The organism is Aquimarina agarilytica ZC1 (assembly GCF_000255455.1).
Classification (GTDB): Bacteria; Bacteroidota; Bacteroidia; order Flavobacteriales; family Flavobacteriaceae; genus Aquimarina; species Aquimarina agarilytica.
The window spans coordinates 1-20,255 of sequence record NZ_JH621274.1; the positions used below are offsets into that span (position 1 = coordinate 1).

12 protein-coding genes are annotated in these 20,255 nt (G+C 33.6%); 1 reads left to right on the top strand and 11 read right to left on the bottom strand.

Translation table 11 applies throughout. The features are described 5' to 3' along the window. Positions 1 to 453: 453 nt before the first annotated feature. The 3 genes from KQA_RS0213695 to KQA_RS0213705 form a co-directional block, all read right to left on the bottom strand. The gene (locus KQA_RS0213695) at positions 454 to 5,667 is read right to left on the bottom strand and encodes a T9SS type A sorting domain-containing protein (protein ID WP_010181986.1); all 5,214 of its coding nucleotides are present in this window, start codon (positions 5,665 to 5,667) and stop codon (positions 454 to 456) included. Between the two features lie 285 nt (positions 5,668 to 5,952). After that, positions 5,953 to 7,317, bottom strand: a complete 1,365-nt coding sequence (locus KQA_RS0213700; RefSeq protein WP_010181987.1) for a DUF5689 domain-containing protein — start codon at positions 7,315 to 7,317, stop codon at positions 5,953 to 5,955. A 10-nt stretch (positions 7,318 to 7,327) separates the two neighbouring features. Further along, the gene (locus tag KQA_RS0213705; RefSeq protein ID WP_010181989.1) at positions 7,328 to 10,120 is read right to left on the bottom strand and encodes a peptidase associated domain and porin domain-containing protein; all 2,793 of its coding nucleotides are present in this window, start codon (positions 10,118 to 10,120) and stop codon (positions 7,328 to 7,330) included. Between the two features lie 87 nt (positions 10,121 to 10,207). On the opposite strand from KQA_RS0213705, the gene KQA_RS0213710 reads away from it, so the two are divergent. Next, complete coding sequence (locus tag KQA_RS0213710) at positions 10,208 to 11,248, top strand: endonuclease/exonuclease/phosphatase family protein (RefSeq protein ID WP_010181990.1); 1,041 nt, start codon at positions 10,208 to 10,210, stop codon at positions 11,246 to 11,248. Here KQA_RS0213710 and KQA_RS0213715 read toward each other — a convergent pair. The 8 genes from KQA_RS0213715 to KQA_RS0213750 all read right to left on the bottom strand — a co-directional run bounded on the left by KQA_RS0213715 (position 11,238) and on the right by KQA_RS0213750 (position 20,088). Beyond that, complete coding sequence (locus KQA_RS0213715) at positions 11,238 to 11,642, bottom strand: hypothetical protein (RefSeq protein WP_010181991.1); 405 nt, start codon at positions 11,640 to 11,642, stop codon at positions 11,238 to 11,240. The genes KQA_RS0213710 and KQA_RS0213715 overlap by 11 nt on opposite strands. A gap of 106 nt (positions 11,643 to 11,748) precedes the next feature. Beyond that, positions 11,749 to 12,807, bottom strand: coding sequence for a formylglycine-generating enzyme family protein (locus KQA_RS0213720; RefSeq protein WP_010181993.1), 1,059 nt, complete (start codon positions 12,805 to 12,807; stop codon positions 11,749 to 11,751). After that, the gene (locus KQA_RS0213725) at positions 12,808 to 14,865 is read right to left on the bottom strand and encodes a hypothetical protein (RefSeq protein WP_010181995.1); all 2,058 of its coding nucleotides are present in this window, start codon (positions 14,863 to 14,865) and stop codon (positions 12,808 to 12,810) included. It lies immediately after the preceding gene. A 58-nt stretch (positions 14,866 to 14,923) separates the two neighbouring features. Further along, on the bottom strand, positions 14,924 to 15,361 hold the full coding sequence (locus KQA_RS0213730; protein WP_010181997.1) for a hypothetical protein: 438 nt from the start codon (positions 15,359 to 15,361) through the stop codon (positions 14,924 to 14,926). An 80-nt stretch (positions 15,362 to 15,441) separates the two neighbouring features. Beyond that, a complete protein-coding gene (gene pgi, locus KQA_RS0213735) occupies positions 15,442 to 17,082 on the bottom strand; it encodes a glucose-6-phosphate isomerase (protein WP_010181998.1) in 1,641 nt (546 codons plus the stop codon). Beyond that, the gene (locus tag KQA_RS0213740) at positions 17,015 to 18,331 is read right to left on the bottom strand and encodes a M23 family metallopeptidase (protein ID WP_010182000.1); all 1,317 of its coding nucleotides are present in this window, start codon (positions 18,329 to 18,331) and stop codon (positions 17,015 to 17,017) included. The genes pgi and KQA_RS0213740 overlap by 68 nt, the downstream gene beginning before the upstream one ends. 2 nt (positions 18,332 to 18,333) lie before the next feature. Further along, complete coding sequence (locus KQA_RS0213745) at positions 18,334 to 19,302, bottom strand: tryptophan 2,3-dioxygenase family protein (protein WP_010182001.1); 969 nt, start codon at positions 19,300 to 19,302, stop codon at positions 18,334 to 18,336. Between the two features lie 6 nt (positions 19,303 to 19,308). Then, on the bottom strand, positions 19,309 to 20,088 hold the full coding sequence (locus tag KQA_RS0213750; RefSeq protein WP_010182002.1) for a DUF3108 domain-containing protein: 780 nt from the start codon (positions 20,086 to 20,088) through the stop codon (positions 19,309 to 19,311). Positions 20,089 to 20,255: the final 167 nt, after the last annotated feature.

Genomic DNA, 20,255 nt, shown 5'->3' on the forward strand with positions numbered 1-20,255 from the left:
TTTCTTCAAACTTAAAACACAACTGTGTAATTTAAAATATGTGTTTGCTCGGATGGATACGAATTATAATATAATTTATGAGTACAAATTTCATATAAACATATTGATTATTTTTCTTTCACTAGCCTAACGCAGGGCAATACGATATACTGATTAGCAGTTACACCAAAAGTAAAAACTAAATTTTCAACCATATATCATATAAATAACATCTTCTTATAAATTCAACAACAGCGAAACCATTATCGCTCATTTTTAGCAGCTAACTCTATGCTATATTATATACTATCATTGAACCCGGAATATATAATCTATTCCGTATAAAAATCTCTACTAAACTAAACGTTCCATTGTACTTTTAACTCAACCATAACACTACTTGCTAAAAACTAAATAAAAACAAAAAGGCTGCCCTTTTATGGACAGCCTTTTAATTATTCAAATAAAGCTTTTCTAATGCCTTACTATAACTTTATGAGATTGCTCTATATCATCAACTCCTAAAAGCCTTACTATATACATCCCTTCACTTAATTGACTAACATTAAAGCTAGTTTCATCAACTAAATTGATAGTAGCAATGACCGATCCATTTATATCATAAATACTAGCTGTTGTATACGCTTCCGGAGCAGTAACAACAAGTTCTTCATGAGCAGGATTAGGATATAATGCTACCTGAGTATTTGTTTCTTCTAAGTTTTTAGCTCCAAAAAAGTTTCCAAATGTAAAGAAATTAAAGCCTATGAATCCAACTATAGATCTCGCTTTAGCTACTCTTTTCTCAGACTCATTTGTTTTTAACGAAATTACCAAACGTAATCTATGTCCTCTAGGTAATCTTCTTAAACTTGGAATAAGACGACCATCATCAAATTGAGTAGGTAACTCATAAGCAACTGTTGTTGTATCTGCATTAGGCGCATCACCTGATAACAATTTTGTTGCTTTCGTTTTTCTCACAATTCTTCCTCTTCGATCCAATTGTACAATTTTAGCCTTAACTACTTTTAATGTTTCTTCTTCATTATCCATTATTGGAGTAGCATAACTTAAATCTAAGTCAATGGTTTCTCTAAATATAAAAATAGGGTAGTTTCTTATTACCGAAGTAAAAATATCTCTATTATTCCAAGTAATAAACGCCTCTCTATCCTCCAATAACTCATCAACAACAATCTCTTCAAGCACGTCAGTAAATTCTGCATCATTATTTACACCCAGTTTTGCTGCCAAAACAAGCTTGTGACCATCAGGCAACGCTTCTGTAAACAGTACAGGGTCACCACTATCATAAACTGTAGGCAAGCTAAAGTCTACAGTAACTGTACCTTCATTTGAAGTATCAGTATCTTGAATAGTAAGATTACCACCCATATTAACCGTGTTCACAATACCATTTTCCTGATCTACTTGACGTAGTTCAATACTTAAACTTGATAAATCTTCCGTTCTGTTAGGATATACTGCTGTGTTGTAGGCCAAAGAAACCGAAAACGTATCTCCTTCTATAAACGTTGGTAATGTAGCTCCTTCTGGGATATAATCTGCTAAATTTTCAAATGACACCGCTCTTTCCTGCGTAGCTGCTGGTTGATTTATAAAAATTTCCCCGTCGGCATTAGCAAAACCTGTATTTCCATCAACAGCCATAAAAATCAATAGCTCTAATTTATGTCCATCAGGTAAATTTTCAGAATCTAAAACAGGATCTCCATTTTCATAAGCTACAGGCAAAACATATTCAAAAGTTACTGTTCCGGTATTTGAAGCATCTGTATTTACTACAGCTTCAAACACACTTGTATTTACTACACCTCCAGCTTGATCAACTTGACGTAACTGCATCGCCACATAATCCAAATCCTCAATAGTTGCATTATCAAAAATTCCAGTGCTATATGTCAATGTCGTTTCAAATGTTTGACCAAAATCAAATGTTGGTAAACCTGTTTCTACATCTGTATAATCAGCCACATTATCAAATGTTATTGCTCGCGCTCTATTCGCTAAAACAATTTCAATTTCGGTATTGGCATCTGCAAAACCTGTATCACCATCAACAGACATGAAAATTAATAAGAACAATTTATGTCCCTCTGGCAAATCTGATGATAATGGAATAGTATCTCCGTTATCAAAAGTAGTTGGTAATGCATAATCAAAATCAACTGTTCCCGTATTTGGATCATCACCATTAACTACCGCTTGGAATGCGCTTGTGTTCACTATTCTAAAGTTTTCATTAACTTGACGTACTTGCATAGCGATATACGCTAAATCTTCTTCAGATTCATCGTCATTAAGACCAGTACTATAAGTTAAAGTAGTAGCAAAAGTCTGACCTTCTTCAAAAGTTGGTATACTAGCTCCAGATACTGTATAATCTGAAATATTGTCAAAAGTAACTTTTCTTCTTCTTATTGGTTCAATAATAGTAATTTCTGTATTCGCATCCGCAAAACCAGCATCACTATCTACAGACATAAATGTTAGTAAGAATAATTTATGCCCAGTTGGTAATTCTGATGATAATGGAATTGCTGTACCATCATCAAAAGTGGTTGGCAATGCATAATCAAAAGTTACTGTATTTGCATTATCTGCATCTGCATTAACCACTGCTTGAAATGCACTTGTGTTAACAACATCAAAGTTTTCATCTAATTGACGTACTTGCATGGCTACATAACTTAAATCCTCTTCCACTCCTGCGTTTACACCTGTCGCATAAGTTAACGAAGTTTCAAATGTTTGTCCTTGCTCAAAAGTTGGTATACTAGCTCCAGAAACTATATAATCTGAAATATTATCAAAAGTTAAACTACGTGTTCTATCTGCTGCTGCATTCAATACTATCGGTGTATTGGCATTAGCAAAAAGTGTATTATTTTCAGTTGACATAAACAACAATAATACTAAACTATGCCCTTCTGGTAAATCTGCTGTAGTAGGTATTGGACTTACTGCTGGTGTAGCAAACTCAGTTGGTATCGTATAGGTAAAATTAGTTGTACCTGTATTTGCTGCAGCATCTGGTAAAATAGTAGTAAAAGCACTTGTGGCAACTTCAGCTCCAGTTTCATCAAGTTGACGAATTTGGGTTGCTATATAAAATAAGTCTTCTTCAACTCTATTTGTTAAACCAGTCGCATAAGTCAATTGCAAAGGCACTTCTTGCCCATAAGCTACAGCTGGTAACGTTCCTGCTGCTGGAATAAAATCTGCGATATTATCAAATGTTAAACTACGTGTACGATCTGGAACTTCATTAATTACAATTTCGGTATTCGCATTAGCAAAACCAGTATCTCCGTCAACTGACATAAATAACAATAAGAATAATTTATGCCCCTCAGGTAAATCTGCCGTTGTTGGAATTAAATCTGTGTTAGGCGTAGCAAAATTTGTAGGTACTTTATAGCTAAAGTTTCCTGCAATACCTGCATTATCAGCTTCACCAGGTACTAATGTTATAAATTCACTAGTGGCTACTTCGTTTCCTAATTCATCTACCTGACGAACTTGAGCTGCTATGTAACCTAAATCTTCTTCTACTTCATTGGTTATTCCTGTAGCGTATGATAAAGTTAAATTTACATCCTGACTAATAGTTACCTCTGGAATTGTATTCCCTTCAGGAATAAAGTCTGCGATATTGTCAAATGTTAGACTACGTGCACGGTCTCCAATAGGCGTTCTATTTACTTCACGTGAAAAGTCAAACGTTTGTAAAGCCAAACTACTCACAAAACCACCATCATCGCTATAGGTAACTGTAACTTCATTATTTCCTGCAACTAAATTAGCATAAGGAACAGGTATTTCTAAAATTCCAAAGAAATTATCACGGTCAGTTTGAATATCACCACGGTAGTCTGTTGGTACTGCAATCGTATTCCCATTTACAGTGATTACCGGTACTCTAGTAGCATCACTAGCTCTACCTATACCTAATCTTAAAACAGCCTCACCTTGAGCGGCAATACTTAAGTTAGGAACAGTAAATGTGATGGCTTGATTTGCAGAAATTGCCTGCTTATAAGTAGTAGCATAGGTTTTACTTTCGTTAGAAGTTTCTGTGATAGCCACTGCATTATCAAAAGTATACTCAATAATTAATGTTCCTTCTTCATTAATTACTACCGAATCAGGAACTGTATTACTTTCGGTAACATCTAATTTTGGTGTATTATCACTCCCTAAATATAGGTGCTTAATTTTTACATTAGTAACATTACTAGCACCTAAACCGAACTCATTTAAATTTGCTCGTAAGTTTGTCTCTGCTAAACTATTTAAAATTAAATAGGCTTTATTTTCTGGAGCATTCACATAGGCATCTACTAGTATATCCAAATCAGTAGATTTAGTATCAACACGTGTACCTTTAACATCACTCCATAACTGATAAAATTTAACTACATCAGTAAATACGTATTCATCACTATTACGCGAAGCCGGTTCATCCTTTTTACGCATCATACGCCAAGGGTAAGGAAATCCTGGTGCTGGATCACCAAATAAAAATTCTGCCTTACCTAATACAAAAGGTACGGTTTTTTCAATCACATCTGGACGCTCCATAAATTGCATCATCATGGATGAGAATGACTTTAAGATTAACCAATCTCTTGCAGGAGACCAGGGTTGTGCATAAAAATCATTTAATTGTCCTCCATATTCAGAAATTACCCATGGTTTAACCTCACCATACTGAAGCGTATTGTAATGCTCAATCATATCCATGGTAGCCTCCATATTACTACCTTTACGTAATTGCTCTTTTCCTCCTATACTATGAAAATCATATAAGTGAATGGAATAGAAATCCATTTTAGGTCCTACTTCGTCAATAAAGCGCCTCCAACGCTCTTCCCATTGACCAAAAGGAACTTTATTTTGTGCTTCAAAACCTTCTGCTTCTAAATCTGGAAAGGCATTTGTAAATCCACCAATTTTACTATCGGGTGAATATTTCCTAACAGAATCCGCAACTGTTTTATGCATTTCAAAAATGTCTGTGGCGTTTGACTCTTCTCCTGCTGCAGCAAAATCTACTAAAGGAAAAAATGGTTCATTAATCACCTCAACATATTCTGGTTTTGGAGCTCCAGTTGTACCTCCATTACCATAAAGGTCTCTCATAAACAATCCCATATACTGCCCTGTAGCTGATCCAAAAGGTTCCTCGGGAGTATTATTTTGAGAAAAAAACCAACCTTGACCTGTGGCATGACTACCGTTAGGAAAAAAAGGAGCATCTTGAGCTGCTGCTATAGTTGTTCCTTTTTCGAAAGGATGTTTAGAAGTTCTATTTGCATAAGCATTGTTCAGAATAGTTCCCCATTCTGCTATGCTCGCAGGATCAGCAAAACCTGCTCTGTTTGGGTTTTCTCTTACTTGATCAGCAGTAAAACGCATACGTCCAGTCTCTCGACCATAATAAGCATCATATAGATTTATTAAAGAGTCTAACTTTCCGAGTTCATCGTTATAGTCGTTCTCTGTAGCATCCGCATGCAATACAATAAACTTATTCCTATCAAAGGTTTCCTTACCACCGACAGTATGCTTCATATCGAAGTTTACGTCGACTTCAACCTGAGCAAACACAGATCCGCTCAGCCCTAGGACTGTTAATAATGAAAATAGCTTTAAATTCATGAATTTTAATTTTGGGTTAGTAGATTAAAAGGGCACTATTTATTTTCAATAATTTGTTAAAACTTCCTAAATATATGCAAAAAAATATTTAAAACTCTAACAATAATTTACCTTAAACAAAAATGAAACTTACTGTCAAAGATTAAATAAAATCAATTACACATGATTCCCACAAATATATATTCTGACTGTCAGTTATTTACACTTTGTAAGAATAATCTTAATTAAATGTAAGGATTTTAAATATCTATTTTTCTTACATTTTTTTTATATAATATTAACATTTTAATAAAACTGAACATCGTCAATTTGGTAAGTTGATGTTGCCAGTGGATCAAAGCCTTTGTATTGAAAACCTACTCTAACCTTACCTGATATACAAGAAATATTTTGTGTAATCACTTTGTAATTTGACGAAGCCCTTGGTATTTTAACAGGAAGTAATTCCCACAGGGTCGATTTTGGATTATCCTTAAAATTGTTTGTAATCCATACATTTAGAATTTTACCGTTATTAAATTGACTCCTTACCTTAAACTCAAGAGTTGCTTCATTTAACATTGTCAAATCAATTTCTGGTGTAATTAACCATGCCTCCAAAGGCCTAAGATTCGTATTAAATGCAGAAATTGTTAATACTCGATTATTAACATTGGTTATTTTTTTATCTGCCCATCGCTTTTCATCCCCAGTTACGTTTACATTTATCCAGCCTAAACGCTCTAACTTTTCTTCGTTAGTTATGGTCTCAAAATCTTCGGAAAATAACAGCGTTTTACTTTTATTTTCTACAGGCTTACAATCAAAAAAAACAGGATCACATCGGGTATCCGATTCAAAACTTAAATCTGCTGCTGAATTCATTTTTAATACAAAAAAATCATCTCTAAAATCTCGTCCCAAAACCCCCACTACTTCACCTGAACCTTGGGGCAATGCTAAACTTTTGAAACTTGCAAAAGTACTCGTACATAAGCTTAATTCAACCCCTTCTGCACAACTCAACATGGGCCGTAAACCATCAAAATTATCGCTAGACTCAGCAGCTAATGTTTTAGGGGTCTCTGTTATAAAATTACTACTAAATTGCATATTAGTTAGCTTTATTAACATGGACTCCTTTTCACGCGTAAGCGAATGAATACTTAACTCCAAAGGTTCAATAGCAACTACTTCGTTTGTCCGAAATACATGTTGATCAATTTCGAATGCCGTTAATGCTACAATTTCATTTTCTTGAAGTTTGCCTAATTTTACTACGCCATTCCCAAAACCAACACTCAATCCATTTAACTGAATCACTATTTTACTTCCAAAAGGGAAACGATTGTGCAAAGCACGTTCATCCAATAAAAAATGAATTCCAGATGTAGGCTTATTAGGTCTATCCTGTAAAATCAATTCTTTAAAAAAATTACCCCCTTTATCTGTGGATACCACATAAGCTTCCATCAATTGATCGGTGGTAAAAGTGGTTGTATTATCTGCTATACGATCCAAGCCCGCTTTTGCAGCAGTTATGCTAATCATAGCTCCTTCAGGTATTTCAATACTTTTAGGAGTGGGCGTCTCAAAATCGGCATCACATGCTATACAACAATAAACCAATACGACTATATTCATGATTTTTTTAATTCCTTCTTTTTTCATTGAACTCTTTTTAAAACCTATAATAGGTGTTTATGTAAAATGTTGTTCCTGACCCATACCAATATTTAGATCCAAATAATGGGTTTTCCCTATTTTGATCTTCATTTAACGTACGATAATTTGAATTTCGAGACTGTTCAAAGCCTCCTGTTTTAAAAACTTGATTTAGTATATTTTGAATACCTAGCACACAGCCTAAATAATTCTTTTTTAACCTCCATGATTTCCCTCCAATAGCATTCCACAAAAAATAAGCAGGAAACTGCTCTTGTGCTAATAACTCCCTTGCTCTCCCTTCATTAAAATTGGAAAAAGCTTGCCCATCAACATCAGTTGCAAAATTTTGAGTTCGTAGAAATGGACTTACATTATTGTATGAATGAGAAAAGTAATTTAATTGTGTACTAAACCACCAGTAGGTTGGATCGCGATAACTAAAGCCTAATCCATAGGCTTGTTGTGGCCCCGTTGCCAAATGATAATTCTTTAAAAAAGTTTTTCCTGCAGATAAAGGAGTTGCTATCGTATTAGATGTGATCGTTAAATTTGGGTTATTACTATAACTATGTTTCCCATAAGCTAGCGAAGCATTTAAAGTAAGTGTACTTGTAAGTGCTATTTCTGCTCCAAATTCCACTCCTATATTTTGTTTGTTTATGTCGGTCATAATTTCTTGAAAAAAACCTGCATTTTCTACTCGACCCAAACCTGCTAAATTATCTGTAAAAAAGAATGAACGATTTGTCATATCCCGTTGCTGAATCCAATAGGCAGAAAATCGAGACTTAATAGCTCCATATTGATAAAACAAATTCACATCGCTAGCTAATAATTGTTCGTTTTTTATACCCAATACGGTATTATTATTTTGTCGTGGATTAATAAATGAATGCTGTAATAATGGTGGTTGACTTGCTAACAACAAAGAAACTTTACTATAGCATTTAGGTGTAATTTGTCGTTGTATTCCTAATTTTAACCCATAGCCTAAAAAGTTAAGCTTTTTACTTTGTCCTAAAGATAGATGGCCAGGGTAATATCCATTTTCAAACTTACCATTACGCTGATATTGTTTTGCTTTTGCAGAAATAGCTCCATTTAAATTCCATTTATTATGAGAATAATTTACTTGTAAAAAGCCATTTGCCTCCAACGCATTAAGTGTATAATTATAGTTAAACACATCCCCTTCTTGTACCAATCTATTCGGGTTCCTGAGATCACTTTGAGCTACTTCTCCCTGTGAAAAACCGTCAATATCTAAATAAGCACTTCCGCCTAACAAGTCTAATACCTCGGCAAAATTTTCACTCTTTAAACTTCTAAAAGCCGTTTTAGTTTGAATACTTAACTTTTCTGATAGTTGATAATCTATAATTGAATTTGCAGCCAAAAAAGTATCATCACTACGATCCTCATACAATATATATGTTGCATTTTTGGAAGCATCCCTATTTGAGTTGTACAAAAACTGCCAATCTATTTGTCCGTTTGCTCTAAAACTACGATCGGCTAAAAATGCGGCTTCAAAATTCTCATTCCCTTTATTTCTTACAAAATAACTTGGGAGTATTTGATAGTATGCAGGGTCTGGATTTTGACCACCTCCTTCAAAAAATGTTTGACCATTGACTTCATTACTTGTTTTCCCTGTATAATCTAATCGGCTGTTTCCTTTTTCCCCTTTCTGAAAAAGTATATTATTTTGAATACTCCATCGCTCAGAAGGTTTCCAAAAATGTGATAATGTTATAATGGGTTCACTTATTCTTTTTATTCTTGAATTTCTAATCCTCCCATTTTGATTTCCCCAATATGAATTATAACGTATGCCTTTTAACGCTGTCACTTCGGCCGTATTAGGCGATGATTTTCCACGTTCAACAGGAGTATATATCCCTGTTATACTTATACGGTGCTTTTCATTAATTTGCTTTTCGACACTTGCAAATACACTATATGTTTTTAATGTTGTTCCTTTAATATAGCCTTGTTCGGCCCTTCTTGCGGAAGCAGAAACGCTAAATGACCAGCCATTAGACAATATCTCCGAATGAAAAGTTCCCATTAATCGACCTTGATACGAGCGATTTGTACCTCCCACGGATACCTTTTTTCCTTTTGCAAATCTGGAGGCATTAAAATTAAAACCTGTTACTCCAAGTGGACTACCAAAGCTATACGAATTTATGCTGTTATATGTGGTATGCTCCTGAGATTTAAGCACATCATTTAACCCAGACCAATTATTCCAATTAGGCCTATTATTATAAAGGCTATTCATTTCCACTCCATTAATGAGCACTTTAGTATAAGCGCTTCCTAGCCCTCTCAATTTAAAAAAGGTGGCATTCCAATTAAAAGCTACACTATTTAAAAAGGCATCTCGCGAGGCTTGTAATAATGTTTGATTTTGAATATCATCCTGATCATTACTTAATCCTACATCCGATAAATCAACACTAGCAAAAGCTTGATGCGTATGCGCAAAATCTGTTTGCAAAACTATATTCGCTAAGCTTATAGATTTACCCAATTCAATAATAATAGGTAGACGTTTTATTAAAAAACCTTTTTTCTGGATGCTTAAAATTTGCTCTCCTAACGGAAGTTTTCCTATTAAATTAAACCTCCCTTCCAAATTGGTTAATGTGCTATAATCAGTTCCTTCCAAAAAAATATGCGCTTCAAAAATTGGATTTTGAGTAGTAGCTGCAACAATCCTTCCTGAAAGTTCTTGGTTTTGTGCAAAAAATGAAATGCTTTGCAAAAAAATACAAATGCAATACTTAAATTTAATCATGTAAAAGTTGGTTCCATGAGGAAATTTTAAACCTCAATGATAAATTAAAATACCGTATTTTTTTACTTTGCTGTAAAACAAATATTTATGCGCCATCATTTTTTTAGTGTATCGCTCTTTTTTTTGAGTTTTTGCACCACTATTTATGCACAACAACAAAAACATGCTATAACTAGCATTGGTTTTTATAACCTTGAAAACTTATTTGATTGTATTGATGATCCTCTAACTTTTGATGAAGATTATACCCCTACAGGAAAAAATCAATGGAACGAAAAAAAACTAAAAACCAAACTTGACCATATAGCAGAAGTAATTGCGAACATTGGTGTTAAAACAACTAAAAAACCTCCAGCAATTCTTGGTGTTGCCGAGGTAGAAAACCGTGATGTACTTGAACAACTGGTTGATCATCCGCTTTTACAAAAAAGTGACTACGGAATTGCTCATTATAACTCGCCAGACCGAAGGGGGATAGATGTTGCTCTATTGTACGATAGAGCTGTTTTTACATTGACACATGCCCAAAAGCATCACTTATTTTTAAAAAATGAATTCAACAAAACCATACATACCAGAGATCAATTATGCGTTTCGGGCTATTTAGGAGATGAACTACTGTATATTATTGTAAACCACTGGCCATCACGTAGAGGAGGACAACAACGAAGTGAACCTAAACGTATTGAGGCGGCTCAATTATGCAAAAGGATAACTGATTCTATTCAACATATTACTCCAAAAGCTTCTATTGTTATTATGGGAGATTTTAATGATGACCCCAATGACAAAAGTTTTAAAAAGAAATTGAAAACCAAAGCAACCATTACACACTCATCTCCCTATTATTTATATAACCCTATGGAAAAAATGCACAAAAAAGGCATGGGAAGCCTAGCTTATAGAGATAAATGGAATTTATTTGACCAACTCATAGTATCAAGTACGCTATTGGATTCTGTGGGATTTAAATTATATAAAACACATATATTTAATCCGAAATTTTTAATGCACACTAAAGGGAAGTATAAGGGATATCCCTTGCGCACCTATAGTAGAGGTATTTATACTGGAGGCTACAGCGACCATTTTCCTGTATACATGTATTTAGTTCGCCCTATTCATTAACTGAAACAACCCGAACTCCATCTATTTTTTGAGTTTCGCAAGCACGTTTTGACCAATCATTTCTCCCCCCTTCGTACATATATAAATTATACGAATAGTCCTCGCCAGCGGCTAGTCGATCAATTTTTTTAAATACCTGTAAATTAACTGACACCGTTTTTTGATCTGGCTTAGTGACATCATACACACTATTTCCTACTAATGAATCTCCTTTTTTTAACTCTAAATAAATAGTACTTTTTTTCAAGGCTTTATATTCAATTTTATAATTGAAAAAATCGCGGGCTGGTTTTAATTGCATTGGTGGTTCCTCGGCAAACTTTATGAATGCCTGAGAATAACCTTGGATGCTTCCAAAAAATACAAGGCTTAAAATTACTAGTAACTTTTTCATAATACTGGATTTACACAAAAATATTATTTTCTTGATTTTTGCTAAAAAATTTGTCTTAAAACTAAGAACTAAAGTACGAACTATTTAAATATCAAAATTCATACCGTTAATTAACCACATCCATTACGCACCTAAAGCCTAAATGTTCTAAGCCTGTATCTGGTGAAGAATTCATTCTAGCCGCAACTCGGTAACCAGAACAATAGCTCTCATTACACAAAAAGGAACCTCCTCTAATTACTTTTTTTTGATGAATCGATTGATCATTTGCTAATAATGGCTTTTCAAAATTTAGCTTTCGGGTATAACCATCCGAAAAATAGGAATTCAATGTCCATTCCCATACATTTCCACCAATATCGTATACTCCCAACTCATTTTGTTTAAAACTTTTTACAGGTGCTAAACCTTCAAAATTATCTTCTTTAAGGTTTTGAGATGGAAAGCTTCCTTGATGAAAATTCACAAATTCCACCGCCCTTCTAAAATCATTCCCCCAACTATATTTAATTCGCTTCCCTTTATTTCGTGCCACATACTCAAATTCTTCTTCGGTTGGTAAGCGTTTTCCAGCCCAATGGCAATAAGCCATGGCATCATACCATGAAACTTGCACAACAGGATAATCATCCTTCCCTTCAATGGTACTTTCAGGACCTTTGGGGTGCTTCCAATTGGCGCCTTTAATCATGGACCACCACATTTGGGGATCTCCATTAAATACCAATGCTGCCGGGTCGGTATCAACAATTTTAGGGTCTACGCCCGAAGTAGCTGCTATAAAATTAGCATCTATAGGTCTTTCTGCGGTGGTAACGTAACCTGTAGCGGCTACAAATGCTCTAAATTGTGCATTTGTTACCTCTGAGGTATCCACATAAAAATCAGTAACGGTTTCCTTGTGTACAGGTAATTCATCGGTTCTTGCTTGTTCACTAGTAGCCCCCATTAAAAAACTGCCACCAGTTACTAAAACCATATCCTTTGTAGAGGAAGCCATTGATTTTACTGGTAATTTTTTGATTTCATCCATGTAACTCTGATGAAAAGAAACAGCTACTACCTCTTGATTTGAAGCCTCATCCTTTTTTTTATCGGACTTATTACACGAAAAAAGCCCCACTACAATAATTGTAAGTGAAGCTTTTAGTATTTTAAAATTCATTTATTTTTTGAATTTAATTTTACCATCAGTGGTTGTCTCTAATATATATTTACCTACTTTTAATGTGGAAATATCAACCGTTTCTCCGTTTTTATACGCTTTCAATTTTTTTACCGTATTCCCTTCCAAGTCTGTTATTTTAGGACTTTTACATTTAATATCACTTGAAATATGTAATAAATTACCTCCATGACTTGAATATACTAGTGCATTTGGAGCTTCGTAATTTTTATTTTCTACGTCTGTAGAAAATAATTCCGTATTAATAACCACAGAACTCACCTTACCTCCAGTATCAGCAAAAGTAACCTCAACCACATTCGTGTCTTTTAAATAAGACATTGGGATAGGTATGGATAACATTCCAAAAAATGTTTTTCTATTTGATTGATCATAACCTGCCCAGTTTTTTGGAGTCAAAACTATATTTCCATTAATTTTTACGATAGGCTGTAAATCAGAATTTATTTCTTTTCCAAAAGATACACGAATATTCGCTTTTCCTTTTCCTGTTTTTACATTTGTAAATTCGAACTCTATAGGCTTATCGGCTACTATAGGTTTCAATAATTCCTTAGAATAATTATTATATTCTACTATTGATGTTGCAAATTCGGTATCCTCTGGAACATCACATATTAGCATTAATGTTTCATTAGGATCAATATCCCACTGGTCAATATGTATATCTGTAAAAGCTTCGGTTAACTCAGGTTGTCCCGACTCATTTAAAAACAACCTACGTAATGTATACTTGGTAATTCTTTCAGCATCAAATTCCGAAAAATTAAAATTTAACAACTGTGCATCATCCGATAAATTATTAAAAATTAAGATCCACTTTCCTTTTTTATAAAAAGCGTTTACCTGAATGTCTGGGTTATCAGATGCGATATAAGTTCGCACTCCTTCAACATCTTTCCAAAACTCATAAAACTTTATTAAGTTCGTATATTCATAAGACTTTCCATCTGCCGACTTATGACTTATAGTCCATGGATGTGGATTACCATTAGGATTAACTACAGAGTTTTCATAAAATTTTTCTGCCTTTCCTAAAATATAGGGAATAGCCTTTTCAATACGATCGGGTTTATCCAACAAGGACATCACTATTTTATTTAGTGATTCTAATATAAAAGCGTCCCTGTCTGGGCTGTATGCTGTTCCTTCCCAGTAAGGTACTTTTAAACCATATTCTGAAATTAATAAAGGCTTTACTTTATTCCATTTATTAAAACTATAGGTTTCAATTAAATCCAATGTCGCTTCTGCATCACTTCCTGCACAGTAGTTAATGGTAGATGTATCTCTATCAACCTCATCATATAATTTTAATGATAAAAAATCCATTTGCTCACCAGCAATATCCATGAACATTTTATGATTTGCCTCCCAATATTTGAAATTATTTAATTCAAAACGAGGTCGAATGGAGCTAAAACCTCCAATTTTTAACGCTGGAAACTTCTTTTTTACAACTTTTGCAACATTTGAATAATATGTACTTATTTCCTTTTTTGCAGCATTAGTATCATCAGAAAATAATGACGTATTAGCAAAAGCCTCATCCATTAAATCTAAATAATTAGAAGATTTTTCTGAAAAAGCCTCTTTTATGTAAGCAGTAATCTTATCTGCCGCCTCATTAGCATCTGCACCCATTTTGAACACCTTTGAAGGCTTTTGGGTAATTACATAATTACTTTTAGTATGCGCTTTAAAAATAGGCGTATTTTTATAATCAGCACTTGATATTTTTACTTGTGAACTAATTTTTCCAGTAGATAAATCTTCTAAATCTCCATGCGGTTGTGGCCCTTCAAATCCACGTGCAGGAAAGGTATTTAATTCCGTAAATAAGTAAGTGCTTTCTTCCTTAAGTTCATTTGATGTTGCTCCAGATTGAATTCCAAAAAATTTAGAACGATCCAGTGTACTCTCCTTACCTATGTATTTTTTTATCCCTAAATCAATAGTAATATTTGTTTCTTGAGCTAGAGAAACACCCGAAAAACCTAAAATTAACGTACTATTTAAAATATAATTTAACTTCATATTACAATCAATTTTGTAAAAGCATTTTGCTCATTACTATAAAACAATTCCCCGTTTTTTAAAACCATGCATTCCAAGGTATTCTTGAAAGAACCAATAATAATGCCAATGAATAAAAAATAGCTAAAAACTTGAATTTAGGTGTTGAAGTTAATTTTTTCTTATGTTTTGAATACCCAATAGTTAAAGCTGCAATTGCCAATATCATTACAGTAGGATGCTCTACATTATACAACCGCATTTCAGCATTTCTCATAATATCTTTTACAGGAATATCCGTAAACCATAATATTTTTCCAGATACAAATAATAACACAAGTCCAATAACTAATTGTAAGTGCGTAACAATTAATGCAAATAATGAAATTCTGAAATCTTTAGCTTGATATTCTCTTTTTGAAACCAAACCAGCAATGGCATTAAATGTAGCTAACACCAATATAGTTACTACTAAATACGCCCAGGTTGAATGAACAATTTTTATAATGTTTTCCATACTTCTTTATATTCTAATGTACTAAATTAAAATAAAAGAAACAAATAACCTTTACTTGAAGTAAAGGCTATTTGTTTCTTTTATTTTAAATAAGCTTTTAATAGATTTGATGTTGAGCTATCATGACCTTCTGGACTGTTATCCTTTATTTCATTTAAAATTTGCGAAGCCAATTGTTTCCCTAATTCTACCCCCCACTGATCGTAGCTAAAAATATTCCAAACTATACCTTGCACAAAAATTCGATGTTCATACATGGCTACCAATGAGCCTAATGCTTTTGGTGTTAATTTATCAATTAACAATGTGGTGGTTGGTCTGTTTCCTGGGAATTCTTTAAAAGGAGCTAAGGCATCTAATGCTGTTTGGGATAAATTTTTTGTAGCTAATTCTGAAAGTACTTCATTTTTAGTTTTCCCATTCATTAAGGCTTCTGTTTGCGCAAAAAAGTTCGCCATTAATTTATCATGATGATCTTGATCTCCAAACAATGATTTTTTAAAACCAATAAATTCTGTTGGAATAATTTTTGTTCCTTGGTGAATTAATTGGAAAAAAGCATGCTGTGAATTTGTCCCAGCTTCACCCCAAATAATAGTTCCCGTTTGGTAATCAATTTTATCACCATTTCGATCAACCCCTTTACCGTTACTCTCCATTATTCCCTGTTGTAAATAAGCCGGTAAACGATGTAAATATTGGCTGTAAGGAATAATGGCTTCTGTTTCTACTCCATAAAAATTATTATACCATACACTTAACAAGGCTAATAAAACTGGAATGTTTTTATCAAAAGACTCCTGTTGAAAATGTGTATCCATCTCGTGAGCACCTGCTAGCAGCTCTTCAAATTGATCAAAACCTATGGACAATGCTACCGAAAGGCCTACGGCACTCCATAATGAAAAACGGCCTCCAACCCAATCCCATAGTGGGAAAATATTCTCTTCGGCGATACCAAATTCGGTCACATTTTTAATATTACTTGAAACGGCAACAAAATGCTTACTTACATCAGCTGCGCTTGCCTTTTCAATAAACCAAGTACGCGCTGTTGTAGCGTTTGATAAGGTTTCTTGCGTTGAAAATGTTTTAGAAACGACTACAAACAAAGTTGTCTCAGGATCAAATTTTTTCAAATTTTGATGGATATGATCTCCATCAACATTAGATATAAAGTGCGTTTTTAAATGATTTTTGTAGTATTCTAGAGATTCCACAATCATTACAGGACCTAAATCCGATCCTCCAATACCAATATTTACAATATCAGTAATTGCTTTTCCCGTGTATCCTTTATGAGCTCCCGATATTACTTTTTCGCAAAAACCTTTTATTTTTTGCTTTACCTCATCAACTTCGGCAACAATATTAACACCATCAACAATTGTTTGTTGAGATGCTGGAGCACGTAAAGCCATATGCTGCACAGCTCTATTTTCCGTTACATTAATAGCCTCGCCCCCAAAATAATTTTTAATAGCTTCTGTTAAACCGACCTCCTCAGCTAAGTCCAACAACAATTCAATTGTTTTGGCATTTATTCTGTTTTTAGAATAATCCACATAAAAATTTTCCCATTGAATTTTAAAGGCATCTCCTCTGGTAGCATCTTCCTTAAAAAGATCTTTTAAGTGTTGATCTTTTGTTTGGTTATAATGCGCCTGTAAGGCTTTCCAAGCAGTTGTTTGAGTTGGATTCTGAGATGGTAATGTCTTCATAAGTTTGATTATTATTAGCTGATTTGAAAGGTATACTATCTAATGCTATTTTTATTGGCTTAATAAATTCAAAATAAGCCTCTTTATGTTTTTCTTCAATGTTTTTAGCACTTGGCAATTTTTGTCGGTAAGGATCTACTTGTCTTCCATTTACCCAAAAGCGATAACAGACATGTGGTCCAGTTGCTAAACCTGTACTCCCTACACGACCAATAACATCTCCTTGTTTTACGTATTGCCCTTTTTTCACTAAAATTTTGGACATATGTAAATACTGTGTACTATACTTATTATTGTGCTTTACTTTTACATATTTTCCGTTTCCGGAAGTATAACCTGCCTTTATTACTGTTCCATTTGCTGTAGACCAAATCGGTGTACCATGAGGAGCAGCATAATCAGTTCCTTTGTGTGATTTCCATCGTTTTTGAACCGGGTGAAACCTTCTGCGTGAATAACGTGATGAAATACGACTAAACTGTAGCGGTGCTTTCAGAAAAAAGCTTTGTAATGATTTTGCCTGATCATCGTAATAGGAGGTTTCCTTTTTTTCACTTTCCTTAACTTCATATTGAAAAGCATAAAATGGAGTATTGTTATGTTCAAAAATAGAAGCTTCTATGTCATTAATTCCTACATAGGTTCCATCTTCTAAATATTGTTCTGTAAAAATCACTTTAAAGCGATCTCCTTTTTGGATTTTAAAAAAATCAATACTCCATTGATAAATACCCGAAAGCATATGTGTTAAGTATGGAGAAACGTTTTCATTTTCGATGGTTTGCGATAACGAACTTTCAATAACTCCGGTCATTGACCTACGCTTGGTAACTACCTTTTTCTTTTTATTAAGGGCATAAATAGAATCATCAACATGTACAACCGTGTAACTAACTTTACTCTTTTGATAAATGAATGCTTTCACTTGAGCCATACTATCCTTTGACTTTAAAATAGTGTAAGGTTTCCCTACTGCAATTCTAGCAACATTAAAACTATCTTTTACTTTGTTTGAAATTTCGAAAACTTGAGATCTATTGACTCCATGAGCATCCATAATAGCACCAAAACTATCTCCCGATTTTATAGTATCCTTAACTACATGGTAGTCATTTAACACAAAATCAAACTCTTTTACTATGGGCGGGAGTGGTGCTGTTTCCTCAACTTCAATTTGGGGTGGAGGCGTGTGTTTTTTACACGCAATGAAACCTATAGCTATAACTAAAAAAAGTCCCTTTTTAAACATTATTAATTACTCGTATTTACTAAATCTTCGACCCATTTTTTTCCCCAATTTGCTAATTCTTCTTCACTCCACAACGAAGGAAAAAAACTTATATTTTGGAAAGTTGGTGGTAAAAATTGTTTCCAATTAGTTCCTCCTGTTGCTGCTACTGATTTATTTCCTGTTTTATTCAAATACCTATATGCTGCCTTTAAATGTACCAAGCACCAATTGACATTTACATTAGCATCAAAAGTACGCATTGCTTTGATAAGCGTTGCATTGTTTTGCTCGCTTTCTGGAAGATTTTTAAAACTTTGATATACGGTACTATCCTGTACTTGATTGGCTATACGCATTAAACGCGGCGTATACCTGTACTCGAATTGTTTGAGTGTCAAGGTTTTTTCACCCGTTTCTGTTTCGGTTGCACCAAACTTCCAATACAATCGCTCATAGGTATCCTCCAAGGCTTCATTTTCAGAATAATTTCCACGCTCTTTATCATTTACTAAATTACATAACGGTGTGGCGTACACTTCTATCATTCTAAATTGTACCGACTGAAATCCACTTGCTGGGAGTAAAGACATTCGATACTTTAAAAACTGCTCTTTGTCCATTCCTTTAACCATAATATCAAAGGAATCCGTGAGCACATTAAAGTAACGATTTATACGATTCAACTTTTCAATAAAAAAAGCTGCTGTTTGCAATTTATCATCAACTATTTGCTTCATTTCATGAATAATCAATTTAAAATAAAGCTCGGTAATTTGATGATAGGTAATAAAAATCTCTTCATCGGGAAAATGAGTTCGTGGTATTTGCAAACTCAATAAGGTATCCAAATGAATATAATCCCAATAGGTTAAATAACGATCATGTAACAACCCATCTAGGTAAGATCCCAAATCCTGACCGGAGTTTCGAAACTTTTCTTCTAATTGTTCTAAACGCTTTACAATTTCGGGATCTAGCGATTTACTCATACATCATTAATTTGTTACAAATGGATACTTTAATCCACTGTATTTAGAAAGATTTGCTGTTAAAGACCCTACTGCCAAATCCGCAGAAATCTTTACAGGAATCTTATTTTCATCGTTGCTTATCCATACGGTCAAGCTTTCCTCTTCTTTAAAAACACGATCTGCCATTACCATGGGTCTAAACTTTAAACAAGCTTTTTTTCCATATTTTGTTCTAATGGTTTCTTTTCCTAAAAAGCGCAATTTAAACTTAAAATTTTCTTCATCAAAAAACATTGTTAACGACTCTTCATCTCCCACTTTTAAATTAGAGGTATCAATAACGTTTCGCAAATAGTAAAATGATGATAACATGTCATGTACATTAGGTACTACATCAAATGTTTTTTTTGTTTTGTGTTTTTTATTATTTACTAAAGCTTTGTTATTGGTTTGATCAAAATCAATAACTATGTCTTTTGTATATCCACCTTCATTAATATTACGCACAAATTTATAAGGCAAATAAGTTTTAGCATCAATTATAGTTTCATATTGATCCCGTATTTTAAAGAAAAAGCTTAAAAATTTTGAAGATCTTCCTTTACCTACTACATGGTACACATCTTTACCTTCCAAAGTTTCTTTTGTTGTTTGTAATGATGCCGTACTTGTATTAAAGCTCAAGTATTTTATTTTGAATTCAATATATTCATTATTCGAAAATACGGGCTCCTTTTCTGTAGTTTGAGAAAACATAGAAAAAAAACCAAACAAGACTGCTATGTATGCGATAAATTTTTTCATATTTTTTAATTTTTACGCTTTTTAAAAAAACAAAAAACGTTAATACAATTACATATAGTCAATTTCTATTCCAAAATTAATTAAAACCATTATGTCTAACAAATACAGTACTGTCAAATCAGTAAGTATTGATTAAGTCTCACCATTACTATCTTATAAAAACCCCA

Bases quoted from the DNA above. Each gene is read 5' to 3' on its own strand.
- KQA_RS0213750 (WP_010182002.1), bottom strand. From the start codon at position 20,088: ATGAAAAAATTTATCGCATACATAGCAGTCTTGTTTGGTTTTTTTTCT.
- KQA_RS0213705 (WP_010181989.1), bottom strand. From the start codon at position 10,120: ATGATTAAATTTAAGTATTGCATTTGTATTTTTTTGCAAAGCATTTCA.
- KQA_RS0213710 (WP_010181990.1), top strand. From the start codon at position 10,208: ATGCGCCATCATTTTTTTAGTGTATCGCTCTTTTTTTTGAGTTTTTGC.
- KQA_RS0213700 (WP_010181987.1), bottom strand. From the start codon at position 7,317: ATGAAAAAAGAAGGAATTAAAAAAATCATGAATATAGTCGTATTGGTT.
- KQA_RS0213730 (WP_010181997.1), bottom strand. From the start codon at position 15,361: ATGGAAAACATTATAAAAATTGTTCATTCAACCTGGGCGTATTTAGTA.
- pgi (WP_010181998.1), bottom strand. From the start codon at position 17,082: ATGAAGACATTACCATCTCAGAATCCAACTCAAACAACTGCTTGGAAA.
- KQA_RS0213740 (WP_010182000.1), bottom strand. From the start codon at position 18,331: ATGTTTAAAAAGGGACTTTTTTTAGTTATAGCTATAGGTTTCATTGCG.
- KQA_RS0213720 (WP_010181993.1), bottom strand. From the start codon at position 12,807: ATGAATTTTAAAATACTAAAAGCTTCACTTACAATTATTGTAGTGGGG.
- KQA_RS0213695 (WP_010181986.1), bottom strand. From the start codon at position 5,667: ATGAATTTAAAGCTATTTTCATTATTAACAGTCCTAGGGCTGAGCGGA.
- KQA_RS0213715 (WP_010181991.1), bottom strand. From the start codon at position 11,642: ATGAAAAAGTTACTAGTAATTTTAAGCCTTGTATTTTTTGGAAGCATC.
- KQA_RS0213725 (WP_010181995.1), bottom strand. From the start codon at position 14,865: ATGAAGTTAAATTATATTTTAAATAGTACGTTAATTTTAGGTTTTTCG.
- KQA_RS0213745 (WP_010182001.1), bottom strand. From the start codon at position 19,302: ATGAGTAAATCGCTAGATCCCGAAATTGTAAAGCGTTTAGAACAATTA.